The organism is Pseudomonas sp. MT3 (assembly GCF_054720805.1).
This window is the reverse complement of record NZ_JBTVPY010000003.1, coordinates 270,876-290,082: the sequence shown is the minus strand read 5'-3', so window position 1 is coordinate 290,082 and position 19,207 is coordinate 270,876. Positions and strand designations below refer to the sequence as shown.

Below are 19,207 nucleotides of genomic sequence, written 5' to 3'. Positions count from 1 at the left end.
GCTTCGAAGGCTATCAATGTATCGCCGGGCTTGCCATGAGCTCCTGTCGTGGCGCTTCGGGCGCGTGCTAGAGTGCCCGGCCCTGTCCCGCGGAGGTGATGATGTCCGTTCGCATGCCGGGCGCCGTGCTGGCGCTGCTGTTCTGCCTTCCTCTTGGCCTTGCCGGGGTTGCTGTCGCCGCGCCGATGCACAGCCAGTTCCTGCCACCGGACGACGCCGGCCTGCGCCAGGGCGAGCCGGAGCAGCAGCAACTGCTGCAGGTCACCGAGTACAGTGTGGTGCTGGGCAACCAGCGCCAGTCCAACCAGCAGCCGATTCCGATTACCACGCCGTCGCTGCTGCGCCTCAAGGGCAAGCCGCTGAGCAAGGGCGCGCAGATCAGCCAGGTCGTCATCAGCTTCGACGCCGAGGGCAAGAGCCTGAAGAAGCCGGCCTTTGATGAGAAGACCCGCGTGCTCAGCCTGTACTACCCGCAGGCGGCTTATCCACAGCTGCTCGACCTGCTGCGCAACGGCACCGTCTACGTGCAGTTCCTCACCTACGGCAACGGTCATATCTGGGCCGACCTGCATACCGGCGCGGTGCGCGCGCGTTGAGCCATCCCCTGGCGCGGGGTTAAACTCCCGCCTAGCGTGGTGCCCGGCCTGAGCCGATGCGGGCCGCGATCCCCGAGACAGCCGTAGAGAGAAGCGAGCGATGCGTAAAGACAAGAAGCAGGTGATTGGCGAAGAAATCGGCGACGGCGCCATCAAGCTGTTCCTCGACGTGGAGCCGGCCGACGACACCCCAGCGTCCCTGCACAAGCTGGTCAAGGCCTACCGCGGCCTGCGCGTCGACGACTTCGAGCGTTTCGTCGGCTTCTTCGTCGAGGCCGGTTACGACCTGTCCGCCAAGGATGCCAAGGGCCAGGACTTCGTCGCCCTGGTCCAGGACCAGCAGCAGGCCGAGCCCTACATCGAAGTGATCAAGGCTGCTCGCGGCTGATTGCGTCGACTCGCTGAAAAGCCCGCCTTGTGCGGGCTTTCTGTTTGGGTGTGCCCCGGGGCATGCTTTCGTAGGAGCAACTGTCTACTTCTGGACGATCTGTGCCAGCGCTTCCCCCTCACCCCCACCCTCTCCCTCAGGGAGAGGGGGCAGGGCGTGCCGGCTGAGACCGAGATTTCCTCCTGCACCGAACGGTCTCCTCTCCCCCTGGGAGACGACTGCATCCATGCCGCTCAACCCTTGAAACTCCGATTCCACTCGGCCTCCTGAAGGGGCGCTCCGGCGTGCGCGGATGTTTCTCTGGAATCCGCTTTTCGTAGGAGCGAGCTTGCTCGCGAACCCATCTCCGATTCCCCGCCTAGACTTCCCCTTACAACGATAACGACAGGCGAGGACGAAGCCGTGCAAGTACAGCCCTATCTGTTTTTTCATGGTCACGCCGATGAGGCCATTGCCTTCTACCAACATGCGGTGGGCGCCCAGCTCAACGCTCTGATGCGCTACGAGGAAGCGCCCGGCCCGTCGCCGGTGCCGGACGGTTGGCTGGACAAGGTGATGCACGCCAGCCTGCGGGTCGGCGAAACCGACATTCTCCTGTCAGATGGCCGTGGCGAGCACAACGCCACCTTCAATGGGTTCTCCCTGCACCTGGCGTTGCGCAGCGTGGTGGCGGCGGAGCAGGCGTTCGCCGCCCTGGCGGAGGAGGGGCGGGTGGAGATGCCGCTGGAGAAGACCTTCTGGGCGCAGCGCTTCGGCATGCTCACCGACCGCTTCGGCGTCGGCTGGATGGTCAGTTGCCACTGACCCCCTGTATTTAGAACGACAGCGAGAACGAAAAAGCCCGCCGGGAGGCGGGCTTCTTCATGGGGGCAGCACTCAGGACGCGGCGACGATCTGCAGACGGTCGGCGGTCATCTGGTTGACTTCGCGATACACCGCGGCGTCGGTTTCCAGCTGCTTCTCGCGGGCCGGGAAGATCTCCTTGAGCTTCGCGGTCCACTCGGCCGACTGGTAGCGCTCGGGGAAGCAGCGCTCCAGCAGGCCCAGCATGATCGAGACGGTCACCGAGGCGCCCGGCGAGGCACCGAGCAGAGCGGCGATGGTGCCGTCCTGGGACGCCACCAGTTCGGTGCCGAACTGCAGGATGCCGCCTTTCTTGGCGTCCTTTTTGATGATCTGCACGCGCTGGCCGGCGGTTTCCAGGCGCCAGTCGGCCGGGTTCAGTTCCGGGTAGAACTTGCGCAGGGCGTCGATACGCTGGTCCATCGACTGCATGACTTCCTTCACCAGGTAGCGGGTGAGGTCCATGTTGTCGCGGGCCACGGCGAGCATCGGCAGCAGGTTACTGGTGCGTACCGAGAGCGGCAGGTCGAGGAACGAGCCGTGGCGCAGGAACTTGGTGGAGAAGCCGGCATAGGGACCGAACAGCAGGGAGGTCTTGCCGTCGACCACGCGGGTGTCCAGGTGCGGCACGGACATTGGCGGGGCACCCACTTCGGCCTGGCTGTAGACCTTGGCCTGGTGCTGCTTGACCACTTCCGGGTTATCGCAACGCAGCCACTGGCCGCTCACCGGGAAGCCACCGAAGCCCTTGCTTTCCGGGATGCCGGACATCTGCAGCAGCGGCAGCGCGCCGCCGCCGGCGCCGAGGAAGACGAACTTCGCCTTGACCTTGCGCGCTTCGCCGGTCTGGGTGTTCTTGATGTCCACCAGCCAGCCGTCAGCGATGCGCTCAAGGCCCACGACTTTCTGGAAATAACGGACTTCGCTGCCTTCGCGGCTGGCCAGGTAGCTCAGCAACTGGTTGGTCAGTGCGCCGAAGTTGACGTCGGTGCCGCTTTCCACTCGGGTCATGGCGACCTGCTCGTCGGCCGGACGGCCGGGCATGGTCAGCGGGGCCCAGTCGGCGATCTTCGCGCGGTCCTCGGTGTATTCCATCGAGGAGAAGGCGTGGTGCTGGCTGAGCATCTCATGGCGCTTCTTCAGGAAAGGAATGTCCTTGCCACGCACGAAGCTCATGTGCGGAACGGGGTTGATGAAGTTACGCGGCGAACCGAAGGCATCCATCCCGGTCAGGTAGGCCCAGAACTGCTTGGACACCTCGAACTGGGCGTTGATGTTCACCGCCTTCTTGATGTCGATCGAGCCGTCGGCCGCCTGCGGGGTGTAGTTCAGCTCGCAGAGGCCGGCGTGACCGGTACCGGCGTTGTTCCACGGGTTGGAACTCTCGATGGCTCCGGATTCCTGCAGTTCGACGATCTCGAGCTTCACGCTCGGATCGACTTCCTTGAGCAGGACAGCCAGGGTTGCGCTCATGATGCCGGCGCCGACCAGCAGCACGTCCATCGATTCGATTTCGTTCTGCGCCATTAACGCGTCTCCAGAAAACTATCAGCAGCCAGTTGTAACAGGGGCTTCGCGCTCATCGCGGTAAAGCCGCCTGTCCGAATTCTTCTCAGGTCGCATGCGACCATCCGCGAATGCCACGGGCCGGGATCGGAGGAGGGGAAATGCGCACCTTCTCGGCAGTCCACGGCGGAAATCAGGCATCCGCAAGTGCATCCGGGTGGGCGCTTATGCGCGGCTTCCGGTGCCGAAAAAGCGATTCAGTGCTGCGGGGTCAGACGTCAATGGTGCTACCAACGCAAAACTCTTCATTGCTCGCCACACTCTCGTGAAGTAGTGAAAAACCTTCGATCACGCTCTTTTGGAGGCGTGAAGCTCAAAGGGGATCGTCGTCGCGGGCCGATCCGGTCTCCGTACGGAGGGGGCGGCTGCATCCTTGCCAAGTTCTGCGCAACGAACGTAAAACGCGACGGCCAGTGACCGAGGCGAGTGGCGACTCTCTTTGAGGGGAGGCAGAGGCGAGACACGGTGTGTCGGCATCGTGCGGGGCCCGACCAGGAGGCGTCCTTATAATCGGGGGGCGATTATAACGGTGAAACAAAAAAAAAGCCCTGCGCCTTAGACTTTTTTCCTAGGGCATACCTCTTGATTTACATTTTTCGCACCGCCTTGGAGCGCCTTGCCCCAAGGCGGGTCAATACGACATGTAGCCGCGCCGTTCAGGGAACCCAGGGAACGGGTTCTGCGTCCAATGGCCAGGCGCTATCTGCCCGCGCCGACGGCCGGTATACTGCCGGCCATCGCCCACCCCATTGGAGAAATGAGCATGCTGCAACGCTTGTTGCTCAGCGTTATCGCTGCTGCCAGCCTGACCCTGACCGGCTGTGCGCTCAGCCCGCAACAACTCAACCCGGACCCGGTGTTCAAGGGTCCCATCGCCGCCGTTGGCCAGGGCCAGCCGGTGGTGGTCAAGGTCGTCGACGGTCGTCCCAGCACGTCGCTGGGTACCCGCGGTGGCCTGTATTCGGAAACCAGCCAGTTGACCGTGCGCAGCGAGGACGTGATCCCCAAGCTGCAGCTGCAGGCTGAGACCGCCGTGCGCCTGCTGGGCTTCACCCCGTCGGCCAACGCCTACAACGCGCCGCAGCTGACCCTGACCCTGGCCGAGCTGAAGTACCAGTCGCCCAAGGAAGGCGTGTATGTCACCGAGGCCGACATCGGCGCCACCTTCCGCGTCGACGTGCAGAGCAGCGCGCGTCGTTACAGCGGCCGCTACGGCGCGTCGATGAACCAGCGCTTCGGCATGGCGCCCAACCAGGCGACCAACACCAAGCTGGTGAGCGACGTGCTCAGCGATGCGCTGAACCGTGTGTTCAAGGACCCGACCATTGGTCAGACGCTGAACCAGCGCTGATCGCCGCACGGACATGAAAAAGCCCGGCCGATGCCGGGCTTTTTCATGGGCGGCTGAATACTGCGGTCAGGCGGCCTGGTGGTACGGGTCGACCTCGAACGAGCGCATGCGCTCGTCGGTTTCCGGCAGGTCCAGGTGCTCGTGGCCGCAGGCCTGGGTATAGACCAGCCAATGGTGGTCCTGGACGTTGAAGGACAGTTCGGTGACGACTGCTTCGATTTCTTCCAGGTGTTCGAGCAGATAGGTGCTTTCGTGGGGGACGATCTCGAGCATGACGAATCTCCTAGCGAAGGACCGGGTCGGCAAAACCGTTGAAGCCAGTGGCGTGCCAGGCGTGGGAGAGGTCTTAGACCGATTCTCGATAACTCTTACGCTCGTCGTAATTAAGCGTTGCGCGCTGGCTGCGGCGACCGGCCTGCGGATAAAATGCGCGACGATTGTTTCTCATCCATGACGGGCGATGCCCGTTCATCCAGCAGACTCACCCCCGGCTTTCCTTCGCGATAACTGGCGTGCAGTCCTGAAGCGGAGGTTGTGATGTCGCTGCAGGCGCTCTGGAATCTGTTCCAGGCCCATCCCGACCGGATCCTCAACGATCTGGCGATGTTCTTTGCCCTGGCAGGCGCCTGGCTGCTGCTGGCCACCCGCCGTCGCGAGCGCCTGGCTGTGGCGCGTCTGGTCGCCGAGAGCGAGGTGCAGCCGCAACCGCTGGACAGCTTCGAACCAACGGCCCGGATGAACCGCTTCTTCTACCGCTTCGGCTTCGCCTGCATGGCGCTGGCACTGGCGGTGAGCTGGTACAGCACGCGGATCTGACGAGCTGGAATCGAAAAAGGCGCGGCGCCCGAGGGCGCCTTTTTCATGCCTGCTTGAGGCGGTACTGGTTCAGCACCGGGTTGGCGTATTGCAGGATCAGGTGCGCGCGCTGCTCGGCGGGGCATTCGCCCAGGCGCCGCTCCCATTCGGTGCGGGCGCGGCGCAGTTCCTCGTCCTTGAACAGGCTGGCGGCGGTGGGCACCCGCAGCGCCGGGTCGCGCAGCGCGGAGGCCTCGTAGGCCAGGTAGTGCACCGGGAACAGCCGGTAGTTGCCGAGGATCTGCCGGTCCAGTTCGGCCGCCAGTTGCTTGGTGTCGCTGAACTCTCCGGTGATTTGCTCGCCGAAGTTGATGTGCACCCGGCCCTTGTAGCCGGTGATGCCCTGCACGATGCTGCGGTCGTCCTCGCCCGGCGCCTTCCTGTACTCGCCGGTGGTGGCGCGGGTGAACAGTTCGTGGGCCTTGGCGGCGTCGCAGGGGTCGTATTCGTAGCTGATGGACACCGGGATCAGGTGCAACTGACGGATCACTTCGGCGAACGGCTCGTCCTTGCGGCTCATGTGGAACATCTTGAGGATCGCCGAATCGGTGCGGTCGTCCCCGTCCTTGGCACGGCCTTCGGCCTGGGCGATCCAGATCGACTGGCCGTCGTCGCGGATCGAGTGATTGATGTAGGCCGAGAGCTTCTGGTAGGTCGCCAGCTTCTCGCGCCGGCCGCTGATCGAGCGGTGCACGATGAAGCTCTTGTTCAGGCGCATCAGGTCGCTGACGAAGGGCTTCTGCAGCAGGTTGTCGCCGATGGCGATGCGCGGGGTCGGCAGCTTGGCGTGGTAGATGGCGTAGTTGCAGAAGGCCGGGTCCATCACGATGTCGCGGTGGTTGGCGATGAACAGGTAGGCGCAGCCGGGCTTCAGGCGCTCGACGCCGGAGTAGGTGACGCCGTCGGTGGCGTGCTCGATGGTCCGGTCGACATAGGGCTCGACCTTGTCCTGCAGCTCACCGACGCTGCGAATACCCGTGACTTCGCGGGCCAGGCGATGGGCTATAAGAGGTCTGAGCAGCCAGCCGAACGGACCGGACAGACGGGGGAAGCGGTAACGCGCCAGCGCGCCGAGAAAGGCGTCATCGCTCAGCAGGCGTTGCAGGACGGCCGGGACTTCGGCGTCATTGTACGGTCGGATGGCTTCGAACTCGCCCATCATGCTCTCTATGAATTTTTTAGGGGTATCACGGGCCGGGCCGCGAAGTAGACGGCCCGGAGGGTTCCCAGGGGACCGATGGGTCGGACTGGGCTCCCTGAAAGACCGCGCGATTATAAACGGAAGTCACAGGGGAACCAGCGATGCTCGAACGTCAGGACTATTCCTGTCCCTATTGCGGCGAACCGGCGGAGGCCGTACTCGACCTGTCCGGGGGCGACCAGCGCTACTATGAAGATTGTCCGGTGTGTTGCCGGCCGATCCTGTTCCAACTGCGCACCGACGGTGTGGAGTGGTCCCTGGAAGTCCAGCGCGAGGACGACTGATGCAGCGAATCTACGAACCTGCCGACCTGATCGAAGCCGAGTTGTTGACCGGCATGCTGGCCAACGAGGGCATTTCGTCGCACCTGGGCGGACGCCACCTGGTCGGTGGCATCGGCGAACTGCCGGGCATGGGGCTGTTGCACCTGTGGGTGGAGGACGACGTGGCCGAACGGGCGCGGGAACTGATCGCCGCGTACAATGCCGCGCAACCCCTGCCGGGGCCCGCCGACGACAACGAAGCTGGCCCCGGCGTCCTGCTTTGCTGAGGGTCCGGTCTTTCTCCCCATGAACGCTTTTCGCCCATGACCAGCCGCTACGCCCTGTTTCGCTGGAACCGCGAGCTGGCCGAGAGCGCCGGCTTCCCGGCCGACCTGCAGCCACAGTGGAATCTTGCCCCCGGCGCCCGCGTGCTGATGCTGCGCGAGGAAGGCGGTGCGCGTTGCGCCGACCTGGCGCGCTGGGGCCTGACGCCGGCCTGGCTGAAGGACCTGTCGCGGACTCCGGCCCATGCCCGCGCCGAAACCATCGCCGAGCAGCCGATGTTCCGCGATGCCTTCGCCCAGCGCCGCTGCCTGCTGCCGGCCAACGGCTTCTACGAGTGGCGCGGCGTGCGCAAGCGGCCGCACTGGATCTCCGGTGGCGGGTTGATCTGCTTCGCGGGAGTGTGGGAGGCGTACCCGGTGGAGGGCCACACCTATTACAGCGTGGCGATGCTGACCCAGGCGGCCGGGGACATGCGCCGGCCGCTGATCCTCGATGCGACGGAGCAGGCTCAGTGGCTGTCGAACGAGACCGACGCTGCGCGGCTGCGGGAGTTGCTGCAATTACCCCAGGCGCGGCTGCGCGAGCAGGCGCTGGCGCACTTCGTCAACGACCCGGCCTGCAACGGGCCGGAGTGCCTGACGCCCGCGTGATGCGCGGTGCCTGGGGTTGTCCGTACCCAGAGGGGCAGGTGCAGGATGAGACCTTGGCGTCCGCCGGCACGGACGGCCCCTCTCCCTGAGTGAGAGGGGTGGGGTGAGGGGAGGTTCCGCAGCGGGGGCGGTTCGCGAGCAAGCTCGCTACAGGGCTCCTGTGCCGTTCGTTTTATACCTTGAACTGATTCACCAACCGGCGCTGCTGCTCGGCCAGCTTGGTCAGTTCGGCGCTGGCCTGGGAGGCCTCGTCGGCGCCGCCGGCCACCTGGTTGGCGACCATGCCGATGTTGCTGACGTTGCGGTTGATGTCCTCGGCCACCGCGCTCTGTTCCTCGGCGGCGCTGGCGATCTGGGTGTTCATGTCGTTGATCACCGACACCGCCTGGGTGATCGACTCCAGCGCCTGGGCCGCCTCGCTGGCGTGGCGCACGCTGTCGTCGGTCTTCTCCTGGCTCTGCTGCATCACCTGCACCACTTCACGGGTGCCATGCTGCAACTGTTGGATCATCGACTGGATTTCCTCGGTGGCCTGTTGGGTCTTCTGCGCCAGGTTGCGCACCTCGTCGGCGACCACCGCGAAGCCGCGTCCCTGTTCGCCGGCGCGGGCCGCTTCGATGGCGGCGTTGAGCGCCAGCAGGTTGGTCTGCTCGGCGATGCCGCGGATGGCTACCAGGATCGCATTGATGTTCTCGCTGTCGCGGGCCAGGGTCTGGACCACGCCCACCGCGCGTCCGATCTCGCTGGCCAGCGCCTGGATCGCCGTCGAGCTGCTCTCGACGATGCGTTTGCCGTGGTGCGCGGCCTGGTCGGCGTGGTGGGCCGCTTCCGCCGCATGGGTGGCGTTGCGCGCCACGTCCTGGGCGGTGGCGGTCATTTCGTGGACGGCGGTGGCCACCAGTTCGATTTCCGCCAGTTGTTGCTGCACACCCTGGTTGGTGCGGATGGCGATGTCGGCGGTGTGCTCGGAGGAATCGCTGACGCGTTGCACCGAGGACACCACCTGGCCGATCATGCCCTGCAGCTTGCCGAGGAAAGTGTTGAAGCCCTGGGCGATGGAGCCCAGCTCGTCGGCGCGGTCGCTGGACAGGCGGCAGGTCAGGTCGCCTTCGCCCTGGGCGATGTCGTCGAGCATGCCGACCAGTTGGCGCAGCGGGCGGGCAATGCCGTGGCCGACCAGCCAGATCACCGCCAGGCCGATGGCGGCGATCAGCAGACCCACCAGGGTCATGCCGAGGGTGTCGCCGTCGCGCTGGGACTTCAGGTCCGCCTGCAGCGTGTTCAGATCGCCCAGCACGGCCTCCTGCGGCAGTTGCATGACCAGCGTCCAGCGCGCGCCGGTATCGGCGATGGTGAACGGCAGGAAGAGTTCAATCTGGCCGTGTTGCGCATCGAGCCGCGACAGCGGTTGGTCCAGGGGGAGCCTGGACAACTGGGCGAGGGCATCGGCGTCCAGCACGCTGCTGGCCGGTTCGCCGAGCTTGCCGGCGTCCCGGGTGTAGGCGACCAGGCGTCCGTTGCTGGAAATCAGTGCCATCTCCCCCGCGCCGTCGTAGAGGTGGCTGTCGGCGTTCTTGAGCAGGGTCTGGATGAAGTCCAGCGACAGGTCGACGCCCACCGCCCCCTTGAACTGGCCATCGACCAGGATCGGTGCGTTGAAGGATGACATCAGCACCATCCTGCCGCCCATTTCGTAGGGGGCCGGATCGATGATGCAGGGCTGGCGCTTCTCCTTCGGGCACAGGTAGTACTCGCCCTCGCGGACGCCGGTGGGCTGCATCTTCTGGCTTTCCAGGGTGTCGCCCATCGCCTCGACGGTCAGGCTGCCGTCGCTCTTGCGGTACCACCAGGGCATGAAGCGGCCGCTGGCGTCGTAGCCCGGCTGGCCGGCATGCTCGCTGTCGTTGCCGGCGAAGGCATCGGGCTCCCAGCCGGCGAAGGCGTCGAGCAGCTTGGGGTTCTGCTCCACGGTCTGGCGCAGCAGGCTGGACATCTCCGCGCGGCCGATGCCCAGCGCCGGGGCGCCGCTGGCGTCGACCTTGCCCATCAGGGCGTTGGTGTTGGCCAGGCCCTTGGCGACGGTCAGCGGGTACTCCAGTTCGCGCTGGATCTGGCTGACCTGGCTGCGCGCCAGGGCCTCCAGGCGTTCGTTGATCACCTGTTCGAGCAGCGCCTGGGTGCGCTCCTGCACCAGGGTCTGGGTCCGGGCTCCGGCGAACAGCGCGTACAGCACCAGGGCCGTGACCACCGCCAGGACACTGGCTCCGGCCAGCGCCACCACGGAAAACTGGATCGACTTGAATTTCATACGGGTACCCGAGTGCTCCAGAGCCTGCGTGTCCCTTCTTATCGGCAGGACCGGGCGGATTCCTTAGCCGGGCGTTGTAATGGGTTGTAACGCGGGTACGCACCGCCTGTTGCAGGGTGGTTGCCGGCCACCGGGGGCCGGCCTACCATGCGCGCTGTCCTTGGGAGATTGCATGGTTTCAGGAGAACAGCATGCCCAGTCTTTTCCGTGTCGCCGGCCTGGCCGCGGCCCTGCTGCTGACCGCTTGCCAGCAGGTGAACACCACCAGCGGCGGCGTCGTCGGCGTCGATCGCAAGCAGAATATGTTCAGCATGCTGTCCAGCGCGCAGGTTGACCAGATGTACGCCCAGTCCTACCAGCAGACCCTCGGCGAAGCGTCGAAGGCCGGCAAGCTGGACGCCAGCAGCAGCGATGCCAAGCGCGTGAAGGCCATCGCCAGCCGACTGATTCCGCAGACCGGGGCCTTCCGGCCGGATGCGCCGTCCTGGCAGTGGGAAGTCAATGTGATCAAGAGTGACGAGCTCAACGCCAACTGCGGCCCCGGTGGCAAGATCATTGTCTACACCGGGCTGATCGATAAGCTGAAGCTGACCGATGACGAGCTCGCCGCGGTGATGGGCCACGAGATCGCCCACGCCCTGCGCGAGCATGGCCGCGAGGCCATGTCCCGCGCCTATGCCGAGCAGATGGGCCTGGGTATCGGCGGTGCCTTGCTGGGCCTGGGCCAGGGCAGCGTCGACCTGGCCCACCAGGTCGTCGAATACAGCCTGACCCTGCCCAATAGCCGGCAGAACGAGAACGAAGCCGACCTGATCGGCCTGGAACTGGCCGCTCGCGCCGGCTATAACCCCAACGCCGCAATGACGCTGTGGCAGAAGATGGGGCAGGCGGCCGGTGGCGACGCGCCGCCGGAAATCCTCAGTACCCACCCGGCCGACAGCACCCGGATGGCCAACCTGCAGGCGGCCATTCCGAAGGTGATGCCACTGTACGAGCAAGCCAAAGGCCGCTGAGTGGCCCGCCAGGCGCGGCGCGTGGTAGCGCCGCTGTGCAACGTGAACAGGGAGCGCCCGTGAAAATTGCTGTACTCGGAGCCACAGGGCTCCTGGGCCATCATGCCGCCCGGGCCATCAAGGCCGCGGGACACCAGCTGGTGCTGATCCACCGGCCGTCGTCACAGATCCAGCGCCTGGCTTATCTCGAGCCGGAGTACCGGGTGGCCGAACTCTTCGATCACCAGGGCATGGCCCGCGCGCTGAGTGGCCTGGACGCAGTGATCTTCAGCGCCGGCTACTACCCGGTGCGGCCGCGTCGCTGGCAGGAGGAAGTGGCCAGCGCCCTGGACCAGACCAATCATTTCTACGCGGCCTGCCTGCAGGCGAAGGTGCCGCGCATCCTCTACGTCGGTTCGGCCTTCGCCATGCCGCCTCACCCGCAGGGGCTGCCGGGGCACGAGGGGCTGTTCTACGAAGGACTGCCCACCGGCAAGAGCGCCTACGTGATGTGCAAGTGGGCGCTCGACGAGCAGGCCCGCGAGCAGGCGCGTGGCGGCTTGCCCGTGGTGATCGGGATTCCCGGCATGGTGTTGGGCGAACTCGACATCGGCCCCACCACCGGGCGCCTGATCACCGCCATCGGACATGACGAGATGCTTCACTACGTGCCGGGCCGGCGCAACGTCATCGACGCCGCCGAGGCCGGTCGTGGCCTGCTGCTGGCGCTGGAGCACGGCCGGGTTGGCGAGCGTTACCTGCTCACCGGGCACAACATTGAGATGGGCGAGCTGACTGCCACCGTCGCCCGCCTGCTCGGCAAGCCGGCACCCACGCCGATGCCGTTGCACCGGGCACGGGCCCTGGCGACCCTCGGGCGCTGGCGTTACCGGCTGACCGGCAAGATGCCGCTGCTGGATGATACGGCGATCGAGGTAATGGCCGGCGGGCAGTTCCTCGATGGGCGCAAGGCGCGCGAAGAACTGCGCTTCGAGGCCCAGGTACCGCTGGAGGACACGCTGGAACGGGCGATCGCCTGGTTCCATGCCAACGACTATCTGTAACGCCCCGTAGGAGCGAGCTTGCTCGCGAACCGCACGGCACCGAGCGGCCTCTGTTCGCGAGCAAGCTCGCTCCCTACGACAGCGCAAATGCAAAAGCCCGGCAAATGCCGGGCGTTTTCATGTCAGGGCAGTGCCTTCTCGGCAAAGGGACGGTTCTGCAGCCCCATCTGCGCGCGGAAGCTCTCCATGTCGAACATGGTGCACAGCTCGAGGATTTCCCCGGTACTGCTGAATACCCAGAAGCCCATCGCCGACAGGCTGAGGATCTTCTCGCTGGCCGGATAACCGAAGGCGGGGCGGGAGATGCTGCCCAGCAAAGTGCTCCAGGTGAATACCTTGCTGCCTTCGCGGATGCATTCCTCCACCACCACTTCCAGGTCCGGCATGGCCGAGCGGATCTCCTCCACCAGCCGGCGGTAGCCTGCGTTGTTCAGCGGCTGCGCGGTGAAGGCGCTCTTGTAGATGAAGTCCGGACTGTGCAACTGCTCGGCCAGCGCCAGGTGACCCTTGTTCCACGTGAGGTCGATGTGCTGGCGGGCGAGCTTCTTGAGATCCTTCTCCGACATGGCGCTTCCTGGGTGCTGGGACGATGGCGTACCACTGTGTCCCGGATGCCGTGCACGGGCATTGGCCGGCGCGCCAGATCCCAGCGGGGGCTCGGGTTAGAACACTCCGCCCAGCTTTAGCGCATGCCACACGGCGGCCAGGCCGAGGACGGCGAAGGCGGCGGCGGCCAGGCGGCGGATCAGGTTCAGCGGCAGGCGTTCGGCGGCGAAGTTGCCGGCCAGTACCACCGGCACGTTGGCGATCAGCATGCCCAGCGTGGTGCCGATGACCACCAGCCAGAAGTGCGGGTACTGCGCGGCCAGCATCACGGTGGCGACCTGGGTCTTGTCGCCCATCTCGGCGAGGAAGAAGGCGATCAGGGTGGTGAGGAACGGACCGAATTTCTTCAGCGCGCCTTCTTCGTCGTCATCCAGTTTGTCCGGGATCAGGGTCCAGGCGGCGACCGCCAGGAAGGACACGGCCAGCACCCAGCTCAGCGTGGTTTCCGAGAAGAAGCTGGCGACCCAGCTGCCGATGGCGCCGGCGGCGAAGTGGTTGGCCAGGGTGGCGGCGATGATCCCGGCGATGATCGGCCAGGGCTTGCGGAAACGCGCGGCGAGGACGAGCGCGAGCAGTTGCGTCTTGTCGCCGATTTCCGCGAGGGCAACGATCAGGGTTGGGACGAAGAGGGATTCCATCAGGCTTCCTAAGGGGGCGGGTCGACTCAGCACCATGACACGCGCCACCTGCCCGCCCCGGGTCAGGTTGCTCGTGTCATAGGTCTTGTCAAACCCGGGCCTGAACGATGCAGGCTTGGGTCGCACGCGCCATGATCTGCGGACCAAGTGTGTTGACGCGTACCGGGCGAGCTGGGCGCTCGCGGGAGACTACTCCCCTAGGACGGGGCGCATTCTGCCCAAGTCCTGGGACTTGGGCAAGCCGGCATGTCGGATCATTCGCGGCTGGAGCGGATATCCATGTCTTCGTAGCGGATGAAACGCGTGCCGTTCTTGAAGCGGTAGCCCAGCCAGATCGTGAGGAACAGCGGGATGGTGATGTAGGTGGCGACCAGCCCGGCCCAGTCCACGTGCTCGCCGACGAACGCCTGGTAGTTCTGCCCCAGGGTGATGATCAGGCAGAGGGTGAAGGCGAACAGCGGACCGAAGGGGAACCATTTGGCGCGGTAGGGCAGGCTGTTCAAGTCGCCGCCCTGCAGGACGAAGGCCTTGCGGAAGCGGTAGTGCGACACGGCGATGCCCAGCCAGACGATGAAGCCGCACATGCCCGAGGCGTTGAGCAGCCAGGTGTAGACGGTCTTGTCGCCGATGAAGCTGGTGAGGAAGCACAGCGCGCCGACGAAGGTGGTGGCCAGCAACGCGTAGCGCGGCACTCCGCTGACGGACACCTGGTTGAATACCCGTGGCGCCTTGCCGTGCAGGGCCATGGTGTAGAGCATCCGGGTCGAGGCGTACATGCCCGAGTTGCCGGCCGAGAGGATCGCCGAGAGGATTACCGCGTTCATCACGCCCGCCGCGGCGGCCAGGCCCGCGCGCTCGAACAGCAGGGTGAAGGGCGAGGTGCTGATGTCGCTGCTGTCGGTCTTGAGCAGGTTCGGATCGGTGTAGGGAATCAGCATGCCGATCACGAAGATCGACAGGATGTAGAACATCAGGATTCGCCAGAACACCTGGCGGATGGCGATGGGAATGGACTTCTGCGGGTTCTCCGACTCGCCCGCGGCGACGCCGATCAGTTCGGTGCCCTGGAAGGAGAAGCCGGCGATCATCGCCACCCCGATCATTGCCTGCAGGCCGCCGGCGAAGGGCGCGTCACCGGTGGTGAAGTTGCTGAATCCGGGACTGTCGATGCCGTGCATGATGCCGATGATGCTTGCCAGGCCAATGCCGATGAAGATCACCACGGCCACCACCTTGATCAGCGCGAACCAGAACTCGCTCTCGCCGAAGCCTTTCACCGAGAAGAAATTCAGCATGAACATGACGCCCAGGAACACCACGCTCCAGTAGATGCCGGGCACGTCGGGGAACCAGAATTTCATCACCAGCTGCGCGGCCACCAGTTCCGCGGCGATGGTCACCGCCCAGTTGTACCAGTAGTTCCAGCCCATCGCGAAGCCGAAGCCATCGTCGATGAAGCGGCTGCCATAGGTGCAGAACGAGCCGGAATCGGGAATGTACGCCGCCAGCTCGCCCAGGCTGGTCATGAGGAAGAACACCATCAGGCCGATCAGCGCGTAGGCCATCAGGGCGCCGCCGGGGCCCGCGGTGGCGATGGTGCTGCCGGAAGCAACGAACAGGCCGGTGCCGATGGAGCCGCCGATGGCGATCATGTTCAGGTGTCGGGGCTTGAGGGAGCGCTTGAGGTGATGCGGCTTCTCTTTCGGCCCCATGGCGAACGTCAGCTCGACATCGTCTTTGATTCTTCGATTCACAGGTGTCCTCGATAGTCTGGGCGTGCGGCGGCGCACCGCTCCATTGGCTCGGTGCAGTGTAGTGCGAGCCTTCGATCAGCGCCGCCGGGCGCTGTAGATACGGAAGCCGTCGGCCTCGGCCAGGATCTGGCAGGGACCGAGGTGCTGCTCGATCAGCGGTGGGTATTTCAGGAAGCTGTTGGCCACCAGGCGCAATTCGCCGCCGGGTGCCAGATGGCGTTCGGACTGGCGCAGCAGGTGTTCGGTGGCGGCGTAGCTGGTGTGCACGCCCTGGTGGAAGGGCGGGTTGCTGACGATCGCGGCAAGCCCGGCAGGGGCCGCGTCGATGCCGTCGCCGGCGATCACCTCGCTGTCCAGGCCATTGGCGGCCAGGGTCAGGCGGCTGCTTTCGAGGGCGAAGGCGTCGACGTCCAGCAGGGCCAGTTGGCTGGCCGGGTAGCGCCGCTTGAGGGTGGCGCCGATGACGCCGGCGCCGCAGCCGAAGTCCAGCACCTGGCCGGTGGGCAGGCCGTCCAGTTGTTCCAGCAGCAGGGCGCTGCCGCGATCCAGGCGGCCGTGGCTGAACACGCCGGGCAGGGTGACCACCTGCAGCGGGCCGTCGGCCAGCGGCAGTTCGTAGCGTTGCGCCAGGGTGTGCAGGTCGGGCGCGCCGGGGGCGCCGTCGATGTGGGCATGCCACAGCTGGCTGTGGCGGGCGCTGTCGAGCTTGCTGGCGCGGCCGAAGACGGCGAGCTGCTTGCTGGCGCGCTCGACGCCGGCGCGTTTCTCGCCGACCAGGTACAGCTCGCCGTCCGGCACGCAGTGGGCCAGGGCGGCGAACAGGTAATCGGTGAGTTCGCGGGATTTGGGCAGGAACAGCACGGCGGCCTCGAACGCGCCTTCCGGCGGCGTCACGCCGAAATGGCAGCGGCTCGGATAGCGGGCTTCGAGCTGCCGGGCGTCGCCTGCGTGCCAGCTCCAGCCCTGGGCCTGTGGCAGGTCGCCGAGCAGGGCGTCGGCGGGCAGGCCGGCGAGCAGGACGCGGCCCTGGAAGCGCTCGATCTGGCGCAGCAGCACTTCGCTGGTGGGGGCGTTGGACATGCGGCCTCCTCGAAAAAAGGGCGCGAGTTTAGCAGGGCTCCAGCGGCCGAGCCTAGGCGAGCCGCACCTCGGCGTTGTTCCAGAGGTCGTCGCCACGCAGTTCCAGGGCGCCCGCCGCGACCTGTTCGCGCAGGCGCCAGGCGGCCAGCAGGTCGGTGACGAACAGGCCGTCGACATAGGCCATCGTCGGGCCGATCAGCGATTGCGCCGGGCGCCAGGATTCGCTGGCGCTGTCCAGCAGGACATGGTCGATGTGCGTGTAGCCGGCGCCGCTCAACTGGCCGTCCAGCCACAGGCGCAGTTCGGCGTTCTCGGCCAGGGCGCGCCGCCAGTCTTCGCCCAGGCGCTGGCGCTCGGCGGCGTCCAGTTCGTGGCTGGCGGCCAGGGCGTTGGCCAGTTCCTCGGGTTTGAGCATGGCGATGGCGTGGCGGTCCTCGCAGCGGCACTGGCCGCTGCCGGCGCCAACGCTGCGCAGGGAGACGCGTTCCGGCAGTAGCGCGCAGACGCGGCGCAGCAGCAGTTGTTCGCTGGCGCTGTCGCCGTGCCAGAGGGTGACGGAGCTGGCGTCGGGGCTGCGCAGCCAGTTGACGTCGCTGGCCAGCTCGATGGCGATTTCCCGTTCGCGCAGGACCTCGCCACCCAGCTCGTGCCAGAACGCCGCGCGCTGCTGGCAGGGTGGCGTGTCCACGTCGCCCAGCGGGCCGACGGCCAGGTCGTCCGGCATCACGCGGATTTTCTTCTCCACCAGCACGCCGGCTTCCACCGCGCGGCGCAGTGCTTCGGCGGCGCCGTCGCCGCAGACCAGATGCAGGCTCATGGCGCCACCACTCGGCACGGCTGGCCGGCGAAGAAGCCGGCGGCGTTCTCGCTCAACTGGCCGACGATGCGCTGCCGCGCCTCGCGGCTGCCCCAGGCGCTGTGCGGGGTGAGGATGAAACGCGGGAGGTCGCCGGCCAGCAGCGGGTTGCCGTCCTTCGGTGGCTCGACGCTGAGCACATCGAAGGCGGCGCCGCCCAGGTGGCCGCGGCGCAGGGTGTCGGCCAGCGCCTGCTCGTTCACCAGCCCGCCACGGGCGGTGTTGATCAGGAAGGCCGTGGGTTTCATCAGGTCCAGCTCGCGCTGGCCGATCAGGTGGCGCGTGGCCTCGGTCAGCGGGCAGTGCAAGGTCAGGGCGTCGACCTGCGGCAGCAGCTCGTCCAGCGCCAGGCGGTCGGCTCGCGGCGGTCGGCCGGGCAGCGCGCCGAGCAGCACGCGCATGCCGAAGGCTTCGGCCAGCTTCGCCACCGCGCCGCCCAGTTCGCCGTGGCCGAGCAGGCCTAGGGTCTTGCCTTCCAGCTCGACGATGGGGAAGTCCAGCAGGCAGAACTGTGGCGCCTTCTGCCAGCGACCCTCGCGGATCGCCGCCTGGTAGTCCGGCAGGCGGGTGGCCAGGGCGAGCAGCAGCATCAGGGTGTGCTGGGCCACCGACGGGGTGCCGTAACCCTGGCAGTTGCTCACCGTCACGCCGTGGCGCCGCGCGGCTTCGAGGTCGACGTTGTTGGTGCCGGTGGCGGCCACCAGGATCAGCTCGAGGTCCGGGCACTGCTCGAATACCTCGGTGCCGATGCGTACCTTGTTGCTGATCGCCACCTGCGCGCCCTGCAGGCGCTCGGCCACCTGCCGTGTGTCGCTGCGCCCGTGCAGGACCAGTTCGCCGAACCGGGCGCGCAGCGGCGCGAGGTCGAGGTCGCCGAGGTCGAGGGAGGCGTGATCGAGGAAGACGGCGCGAGCGCTGTTCATGGGGGTTGTACCTTTGCGGAATGTCGGGCTGTTGCGGGAAATCGGTCTGGCGTAAGGTGATCAGCCTAACTGTTTTTCGAAAAGGCTGCGGAGGCGCGATGTACTGGACGGAATTTCTCACCGTGGCATTGATCCACCTGCTGGCGGTGGCCAGCCCCGGCCCGGATTTCGCCGTGGTGGTGCGCGAGAGCGTGACCCACGGCCGGCGCGCCGGTACCTGGACGGCGCTGGGGGTGGGCAGCGCGATCTTCCTGCACGTCACCTATTCGCTGCTGGGCATCGGCCTGATCGTGTCGCAGTCCATCGTGTTGTTCAACGCGCTGAAATGGCTGGCGGCGGCCTACCTGCTGTACATCGGCATCAAGGCGCTGCGGGCGCGTCCGGCCGGTCCGGCGGCGGCTGAAACCCTTGCCGCACCGGTCGCCCGTACTGCGCGCGGTGCCTATGTCGCCGGCTTCGTCACCAATGGTCTGAACCCCAAGGCCACGCTGTTCTTCCTCTCGCTGTTCACCGTGGTGATCAACCCACACACGCCGCTGCTGGTGCAGGCGGGCTACGGCGTCTACCTGGCCTGCGCGACGGCGGCCTGGTTCTGCCTGGTGGCGCTGCTGTTCAGCCAGCAGCGGGTGCGCGCCGGCTTCGCCCGGATGGGCCACTGGTTCGACCGGATGATGGGTGTGGTGCTGGTGGGGCTGGGGATCAAGCTGGCGTTTACCGAGCTGCGCTGAGGCGTGGGATGACGCTTTCGCAGGAGCGGGCTCTTTCCGCGATTCGCCGGTAGGTTGGGTGCCAAGCGGGTTCGCGAGCAAGCTCGCTCCTACGGGACGACCGGGATGGCATGGAGCGAAGCGCTACCCGTCATGGCGGATGACGTTGCGCATTATTCGCCCTACGACGAGCAAGGGCATCGCGGACGGAGGGAGCCGTGCAGCATTCCCCATAGGAGCAAGGACATGCCCTTGTAGGAGCGAGCTTGCTCGCGAACCTT

The 19,207-nt window shown here is 66.2% G+C and carries 21 protein-coding genes and 1 riboswitch; of the genes, 11 read left to right on the top strand and 10 right to left on the bottom strand.

Features of this window, described 5'->3' with window-relative positions; all coding sequences use genetic code 11:
- Positions 1 to 113 precede the first annotated feature (113 nt).
- From ACYCAX_RS04860 to ACYCAX_RS04850, 3 genes are all read left to right on the top strand, one after another.
- Complete coding sequence (locus ACYCAX_RS04860; RefSeq protein ID WP_460247525.1) at positions 114 to 596, top strand: hypothetical protein; 483 nt, start codon at positions 114 to 116, stop codon at positions 594 to 596.
- 100 nt (positions 597 to 696) lie between these two features.
- Positions 697 to 984 carry a PA4642 family protein gene (locus ACYCAX_RS04855; RefSeq protein WP_294975287.1) on the top strand — a complete coding sequence of 96 codons (288 nt, stop codon included), beginning with the start codon at positions 697 to 699 and terminating at the stop codon, positions 982 to 984.
- Between the two features lie 402 nt (positions 985 to 1,386).
- On the top strand, positions 1,387 to 1,788 hold the full coding sequence (locus ACYCAX_RS04850; protein ID WP_294975290.1) for a VOC family protein: 402 nt from the start codon (positions 1,387 to 1,389) through the stop codon (positions 1,786 to 1,788).
- Positions 1,789 to 1,860: 72 nt separating this feature from the next.
- Here the strand turns inward: ACYCAX_RS04850 and mqo are convergent, their stop codons facing one another.
- On the bottom strand, positions 1,861 to 3,354 hold the full coding sequence (gene mqo / locus ACYCAX_RS04845; protein WP_015478760.1) for a malate dehydrogenase (quinone): 1,494 nt from the start codon (positions 3,352 to 3,354) through the stop codon (positions 1,861 to 1,863).
- Between the two features lie 802 nt (positions 3,355 to 4,156).
- On the opposite strand from mqo, the gene ACYCAX_RS04840 reads away from it, so the two are divergent.
- Positions 4,157 to 4,744, top strand: coding sequence for a YajG family lipoprotein (locus tag ACYCAX_RS04840; RefSeq protein WP_015478759.1), 588 nt, complete (start codon positions 4,157 to 4,159; stop codon positions 4,742 to 4,744).
- A gap of 66 nt (positions 4,745 to 4,810) precedes the next feature.
- Here ACYCAX_RS04840 and ACYCAX_RS04835 read toward each other — a convergent pair whose 3' ends face one another.
- A complete protein-coding gene (locus ACYCAX_RS04835; protein WP_294981355.1) occupies positions 4,811 to 5,017 on the bottom strand; it encodes a hypothetical protein in 207 nt (68 codons plus the stop codon).
- A 264-nt stretch (positions 5,018 to 5,281) separates the two neighbouring features.
- Here ACYCAX_RS04835 and ACYCAX_RS04830 point away from each other — a divergent pair, with 264 nt between their 5' ends.
- On the top strand, positions 5,282 to 5,560 hold the full coding sequence (locus ACYCAX_RS04830; RefSeq protein ID WP_015478757.1) for a hypothetical protein: 279 nt from the start codon (positions 5,282 to 5,284) through the stop codon (positions 5,558 to 5,560).
- Between the two features lie 43 nt (positions 5,561 to 5,603).
- On the opposite strand, the gene ACYCAX_RS04825 is transcribed toward ACYCAX_RS04830, so the two are convergent.
- A complete protein-coding gene (locus ACYCAX_RS04825) occupies positions 5,604 to 6,761 on the bottom strand; it encodes a 1-acyl-sn-glycerol-3-phosphate acyltransferase (protein ID WP_294981358.1) in 1,158 nt (385 codons plus the stop codon).
- 140 nt (positions 6,762 to 6,901) lie between these two features.
- Here ACYCAX_RS04825 and ACYCAX_RS04820 point away from each other — a divergent pair, with 140 nt between their 5' ends.
- Genes ACYCAX_RS04820 through ACYCAX_RS04810 form a run of 3 tightly spaced genes read left to right on the top strand, consistent with a single transcriptional unit; the run spans position 6,902 to position 7,998 of the window.
- Positions 6,902 to 7,084, top strand: coding sequence for a CPXCG motif-containing cysteine-rich protein (locus ACYCAX_RS04820; RefSeq protein WP_015478755.1), 183 nt, complete (start codon positions 6,902 to 6,904; stop codon positions 7,082 to 7,084).
- Positions 7,084 to 7,350, top strand: a complete 267-nt coding sequence (locus ACYCAX_RS04815; protein WP_294981363.1) for a putative signal transducing protein — start codon at positions 7,084 to 7,086, stop codon at positions 7,348 to 7,350. The genes ACYCAX_RS04820 and ACYCAX_RS04815 overlap by 1 nt, the downstream gene beginning before the upstream one ends.
- Before the next feature lie 36 nt (positions 7,351 to 7,386).
- On the top strand, positions 7,387 to 7,998 hold the full coding sequence (locus ACYCAX_RS04810) for an SOS response-associated peptidase (protein WP_460247499.1): 612 nt from the start codon (positions 7,387 to 7,389) through the stop codon (positions 7,996 to 7,998).
- Between the two features lie 172 nt (positions 7,999 to 8,170).
- On the opposite strand, the gene ACYCAX_RS04805 is transcribed toward ACYCAX_RS04810, so the two are convergent.
- Positions 8,171 to 10,306 carry a methyl-accepting chemotaxis protein gene (locus ACYCAX_RS04805; protein ID WP_460247498.1) on the bottom strand — a complete coding sequence of 712 codons (2,136 nt, stop codon included), beginning with the start codon at positions 10,304 to 10,306 and terminating at the stop codon, positions 8,171 to 8,173.
- Positions 10,307 to 10,497: 191 nt separating this feature from the next.
- On the opposite strand from ACYCAX_RS04805, the gene ACYCAX_RS04800 reads away from it, so the two are divergent.
- A complete protein-coding gene (locus ACYCAX_RS04800) occupies positions 10,498 to 11,319 on the top strand; it encodes a M48 family metallopeptidase (protein WP_294980395.1) in 822 nt (273 codons plus the stop codon).
- Positions 11,320 to 11,354: 35 nt separating this feature from the next.
- On the top strand, positions 11,355 to 12,362 hold the full coding sequence (locus tag ACYCAX_RS04795; RefSeq protein WP_086009573.1) for an NAD-dependent epimerase/dehydratase family protein: 1,008 nt from the start codon (positions 11,355 to 11,357) through the stop codon (positions 12,360 to 12,362).
- Between the two features lie 122 nt (positions 12,363 to 12,484).
- Here ACYCAX_RS04795 and ACYCAX_RS04790 read toward each other — a convergent pair whose 3' ends face one another.
- From ACYCAX_RS04790 to ACYCAX_RS04765, 6 genes are all read right to left on the bottom strand, one after another.
- The gene (locus ACYCAX_RS04790; protein WP_015478749.1) at positions 12,485 to 12,928 is read right to left on the bottom strand and encodes a ketosteroid isomerase-related protein; all 444 of its coding nucleotides are present in this window, start codon (positions 12,926 to 12,928) and stop codon (positions 12,485 to 12,487) included.
- Between the two features lie 96 nt (positions 12,929 to 13,024).
- The gene (locus ACYCAX_RS04785) at positions 13,025 to 13,606 is read right to left on the bottom strand and encodes a TMEM165/GDT1 family protein (protein WP_015478748.1); all 582 of its coding nucleotides are present in this window, start codon (positions 13,604 to 13,606) and stop codon (positions 13,025 to 13,027) included.
- 78 nt (positions 13,607 to 13,684) lie between these two features.
- Positions 13,685 to 13,816, bottom strand: a riboswitch (yybP-ykoY riboswitch).
- Between the two features lie 44 nt (positions 13,817 to 13,860).
- Positions 13,861 to 15,318 carry an amino acid permease gene (locus ACYCAX_RS04780; RefSeq protein ID WP_015478747.1) on the bottom strand — a complete coding sequence of 486 codons (1,458 nt, stop codon included), beginning with the start codon at positions 15,316 to 15,318 and terminating at the stop codon, positions 13,861 to 13,863.
- 117 nt (positions 15,319 to 15,435) lie between these two features.
- The gene (locus tag ACYCAX_RS04775) at positions 15,436 to 16,440 is read right to left on the bottom strand and encodes a methyltransferase (protein WP_460247497.1); all 1,005 of its coding nucleotides are present in this window, start codon (positions 16,438 to 16,440) and stop codon (positions 15,436 to 15,438) included.
- Positions 16,441 to 16,492: 52 nt separating this feature from the next.
- Positions 16,493 to 17,257 carry a DUF1835 domain-containing protein gene (locus tag ACYCAX_RS04770; RefSeq protein WP_015478745.1) on the bottom strand — a complete coding sequence of 255 codons (765 nt, stop codon included), beginning with the start codon at positions 17,255 to 17,257 and terminating at the stop codon, positions 16,493 to 16,495.
- The gene (locus ACYCAX_RS04765) at positions 17,254 to 18,219 is read right to left on the bottom strand and encodes a 2-hydroxyacid dehydrogenase (RefSeq protein WP_460247496.1); all 966 of its coding nucleotides are present in this window, start codon (positions 18,217 to 18,219) and stop codon (positions 17,254 to 17,256) included. Before ACYCAX_RS04765 ends, ACYCAX_RS04770 begins: the two co-directional genes overlap by 4 nt.
- Before the next feature lie 98 nt (positions 18,220 to 18,317).
- Between ACYCAX_RS04765 and ACYCAX_RS04760 the strand changes: the two genes are divergently transcribed.
- Positions 18,318 to 18,947 carry a LysE family translocator gene (locus ACYCAX_RS04760; RefSeq protein ID WP_460247495.1) on the top strand — a complete coding sequence of 210 codons (630 nt, stop codon included), beginning with the start codon at positions 18,318 to 18,320 and terminating at the stop codon, positions 18,945 to 18,947.
- The last annotated feature ends 260 nt before the right edge of the window (positions 18,948 to 19,207 follow it).

Excerpts from the sequence above, each read along its gene's own strand:
- ACYCAX_RS04860 (WP_460247525.1), top strand. The coding sequence starts at position 114 with ATGCCGGGCGCCGTGCTGGCGCTGCTGTTCTGCCTTCCTCTTGGCCTT.
- ACYCAX_RS04855 (WP_294975287.1), top strand. The coding sequence starts at position 697 with ATGCGTAAAGACAAGAAGCAGGTGATTGGCGAAGAAATCGGCGACGGC.
- mqo (WP_015478760.1), bottom strand. The coding sequence starts at position 3,354 with ATGGCGCAGAACGAAATCGAATCGATGGACGTGCTGCTGGTCGGCGCC.
- ACYCAX_RS04840 (WP_015478759.1), top strand. The coding sequence starts at position 4,157 with ATGCTGCAACGCTTGTTGCTCAGCGTTATCGCTGCTGCCAGCCTGACC.
- ACYCAX_RS04835 (WP_294981355.1), bottom strand. The coding sequence starts at position 5,017 with ATGCTCGAGATCGTCCCCCACGAAAGCACCTATCTGCTCGAACACCTG.
- ACYCAX_RS04830 (WP_015478757.1), top strand. The coding sequence starts at position 5,282 with ATGTCGCTGCAGGCGCTCTGGAATCTGTTCCAGGCCCATCCCGACCGG.
- ACYCAX_RS04825 (WP_294981358.1), bottom strand. The coding sequence starts at position 6,761 with ATGATGGGCGAGTTCGAAGCCATCCGACCGTACAATGACGCCGAAGTC.
- ACYCAX_RS04820 (WP_015478755.1), top strand. The coding sequence starts at position 6,902 with ATGCTCGAACGTCAGGACTATTCCTGTCCCTATTGCGGCGAACCGGCG.
- ACYCAX_RS04815 (WP_294981363.1), top strand. The coding sequence starts at position 7,084 with ATGCAGCGAATCTACGAACCTGCCGACCTGATCGAAGCCGAGTTGTTG.
- ACYCAX_RS04810 (WP_460247499.1), top strand. The coding sequence starts at position 7,387 with ATGACCAGCCGCTACGCCCTGTTTCGCTGGAACCGCGAGCTGGCCGAG.
- ACYCAX_RS04805 (WP_460247498.1), bottom strand. The coding sequence starts at position 10,306 with ATGAAATTCAAGTCGATCCAGTTTTCCGTGGTGGCGCTGGCCGGAGCC.
- ACYCAX_RS04800 (WP_294980395.1), top strand. The coding sequence starts at position 10,498 with ATGCCCAGTCTTTTCCGTGTCGCCGGCCTGGCCGCGGCCCTGCTGCTG.
- ACYCAX_RS04790 (WP_015478749.1), bottom strand. The coding sequence starts at position 12,928 with ATGTCGGAGAAGGATCTCAAGAAGCTCGCCCGCCAGCACATCGACCTC.
- ACYCAX_RS04785 (WP_015478748.1), bottom strand. The coding sequence starts at position 13,606 with ATGGAATCCCTCTTCGTCCCAACCCTGATCGTTGCCCTCGCGGAAATC.
- ACYCAX_RS04780 (WP_015478747.1), bottom strand. The coding sequence starts at position 15,318 with ATGGGGCCGAAAGAGAAGCCGCATCACCTCAAGCGCTCCCTCAAGCCC.
- ACYCAX_RS04775 (WP_460247497.1), bottom strand. The coding sequence starts at position 16,440 with ATGTCCAACGCCCCCACCAGCGAAGTGCTGCTGCGCCAGATCGAGCGC.
- ACYCAX_RS04770 (WP_015478745.1), bottom strand. The coding sequence starts at position 17,257 with ATGAGCCTGCATCTGGTCTGCGGCGACGGCGCCGCCGAAGCACTGCGC.
- ACYCAX_RS04765 (WP_460247496.1), bottom strand. The coding sequence starts at position 18,219 with ATGAACAGCGCTCGCGCCGTCTTCCTCGATCACGCCTCCCTCGACCTC.
- ACYCAX_RS04760 (WP_460247495.1), top strand. The coding sequence starts at position 18,318 with ATGTACTGGACGGAATTTCTCACCGTGGCATTGATCCACCTGCTGGCG.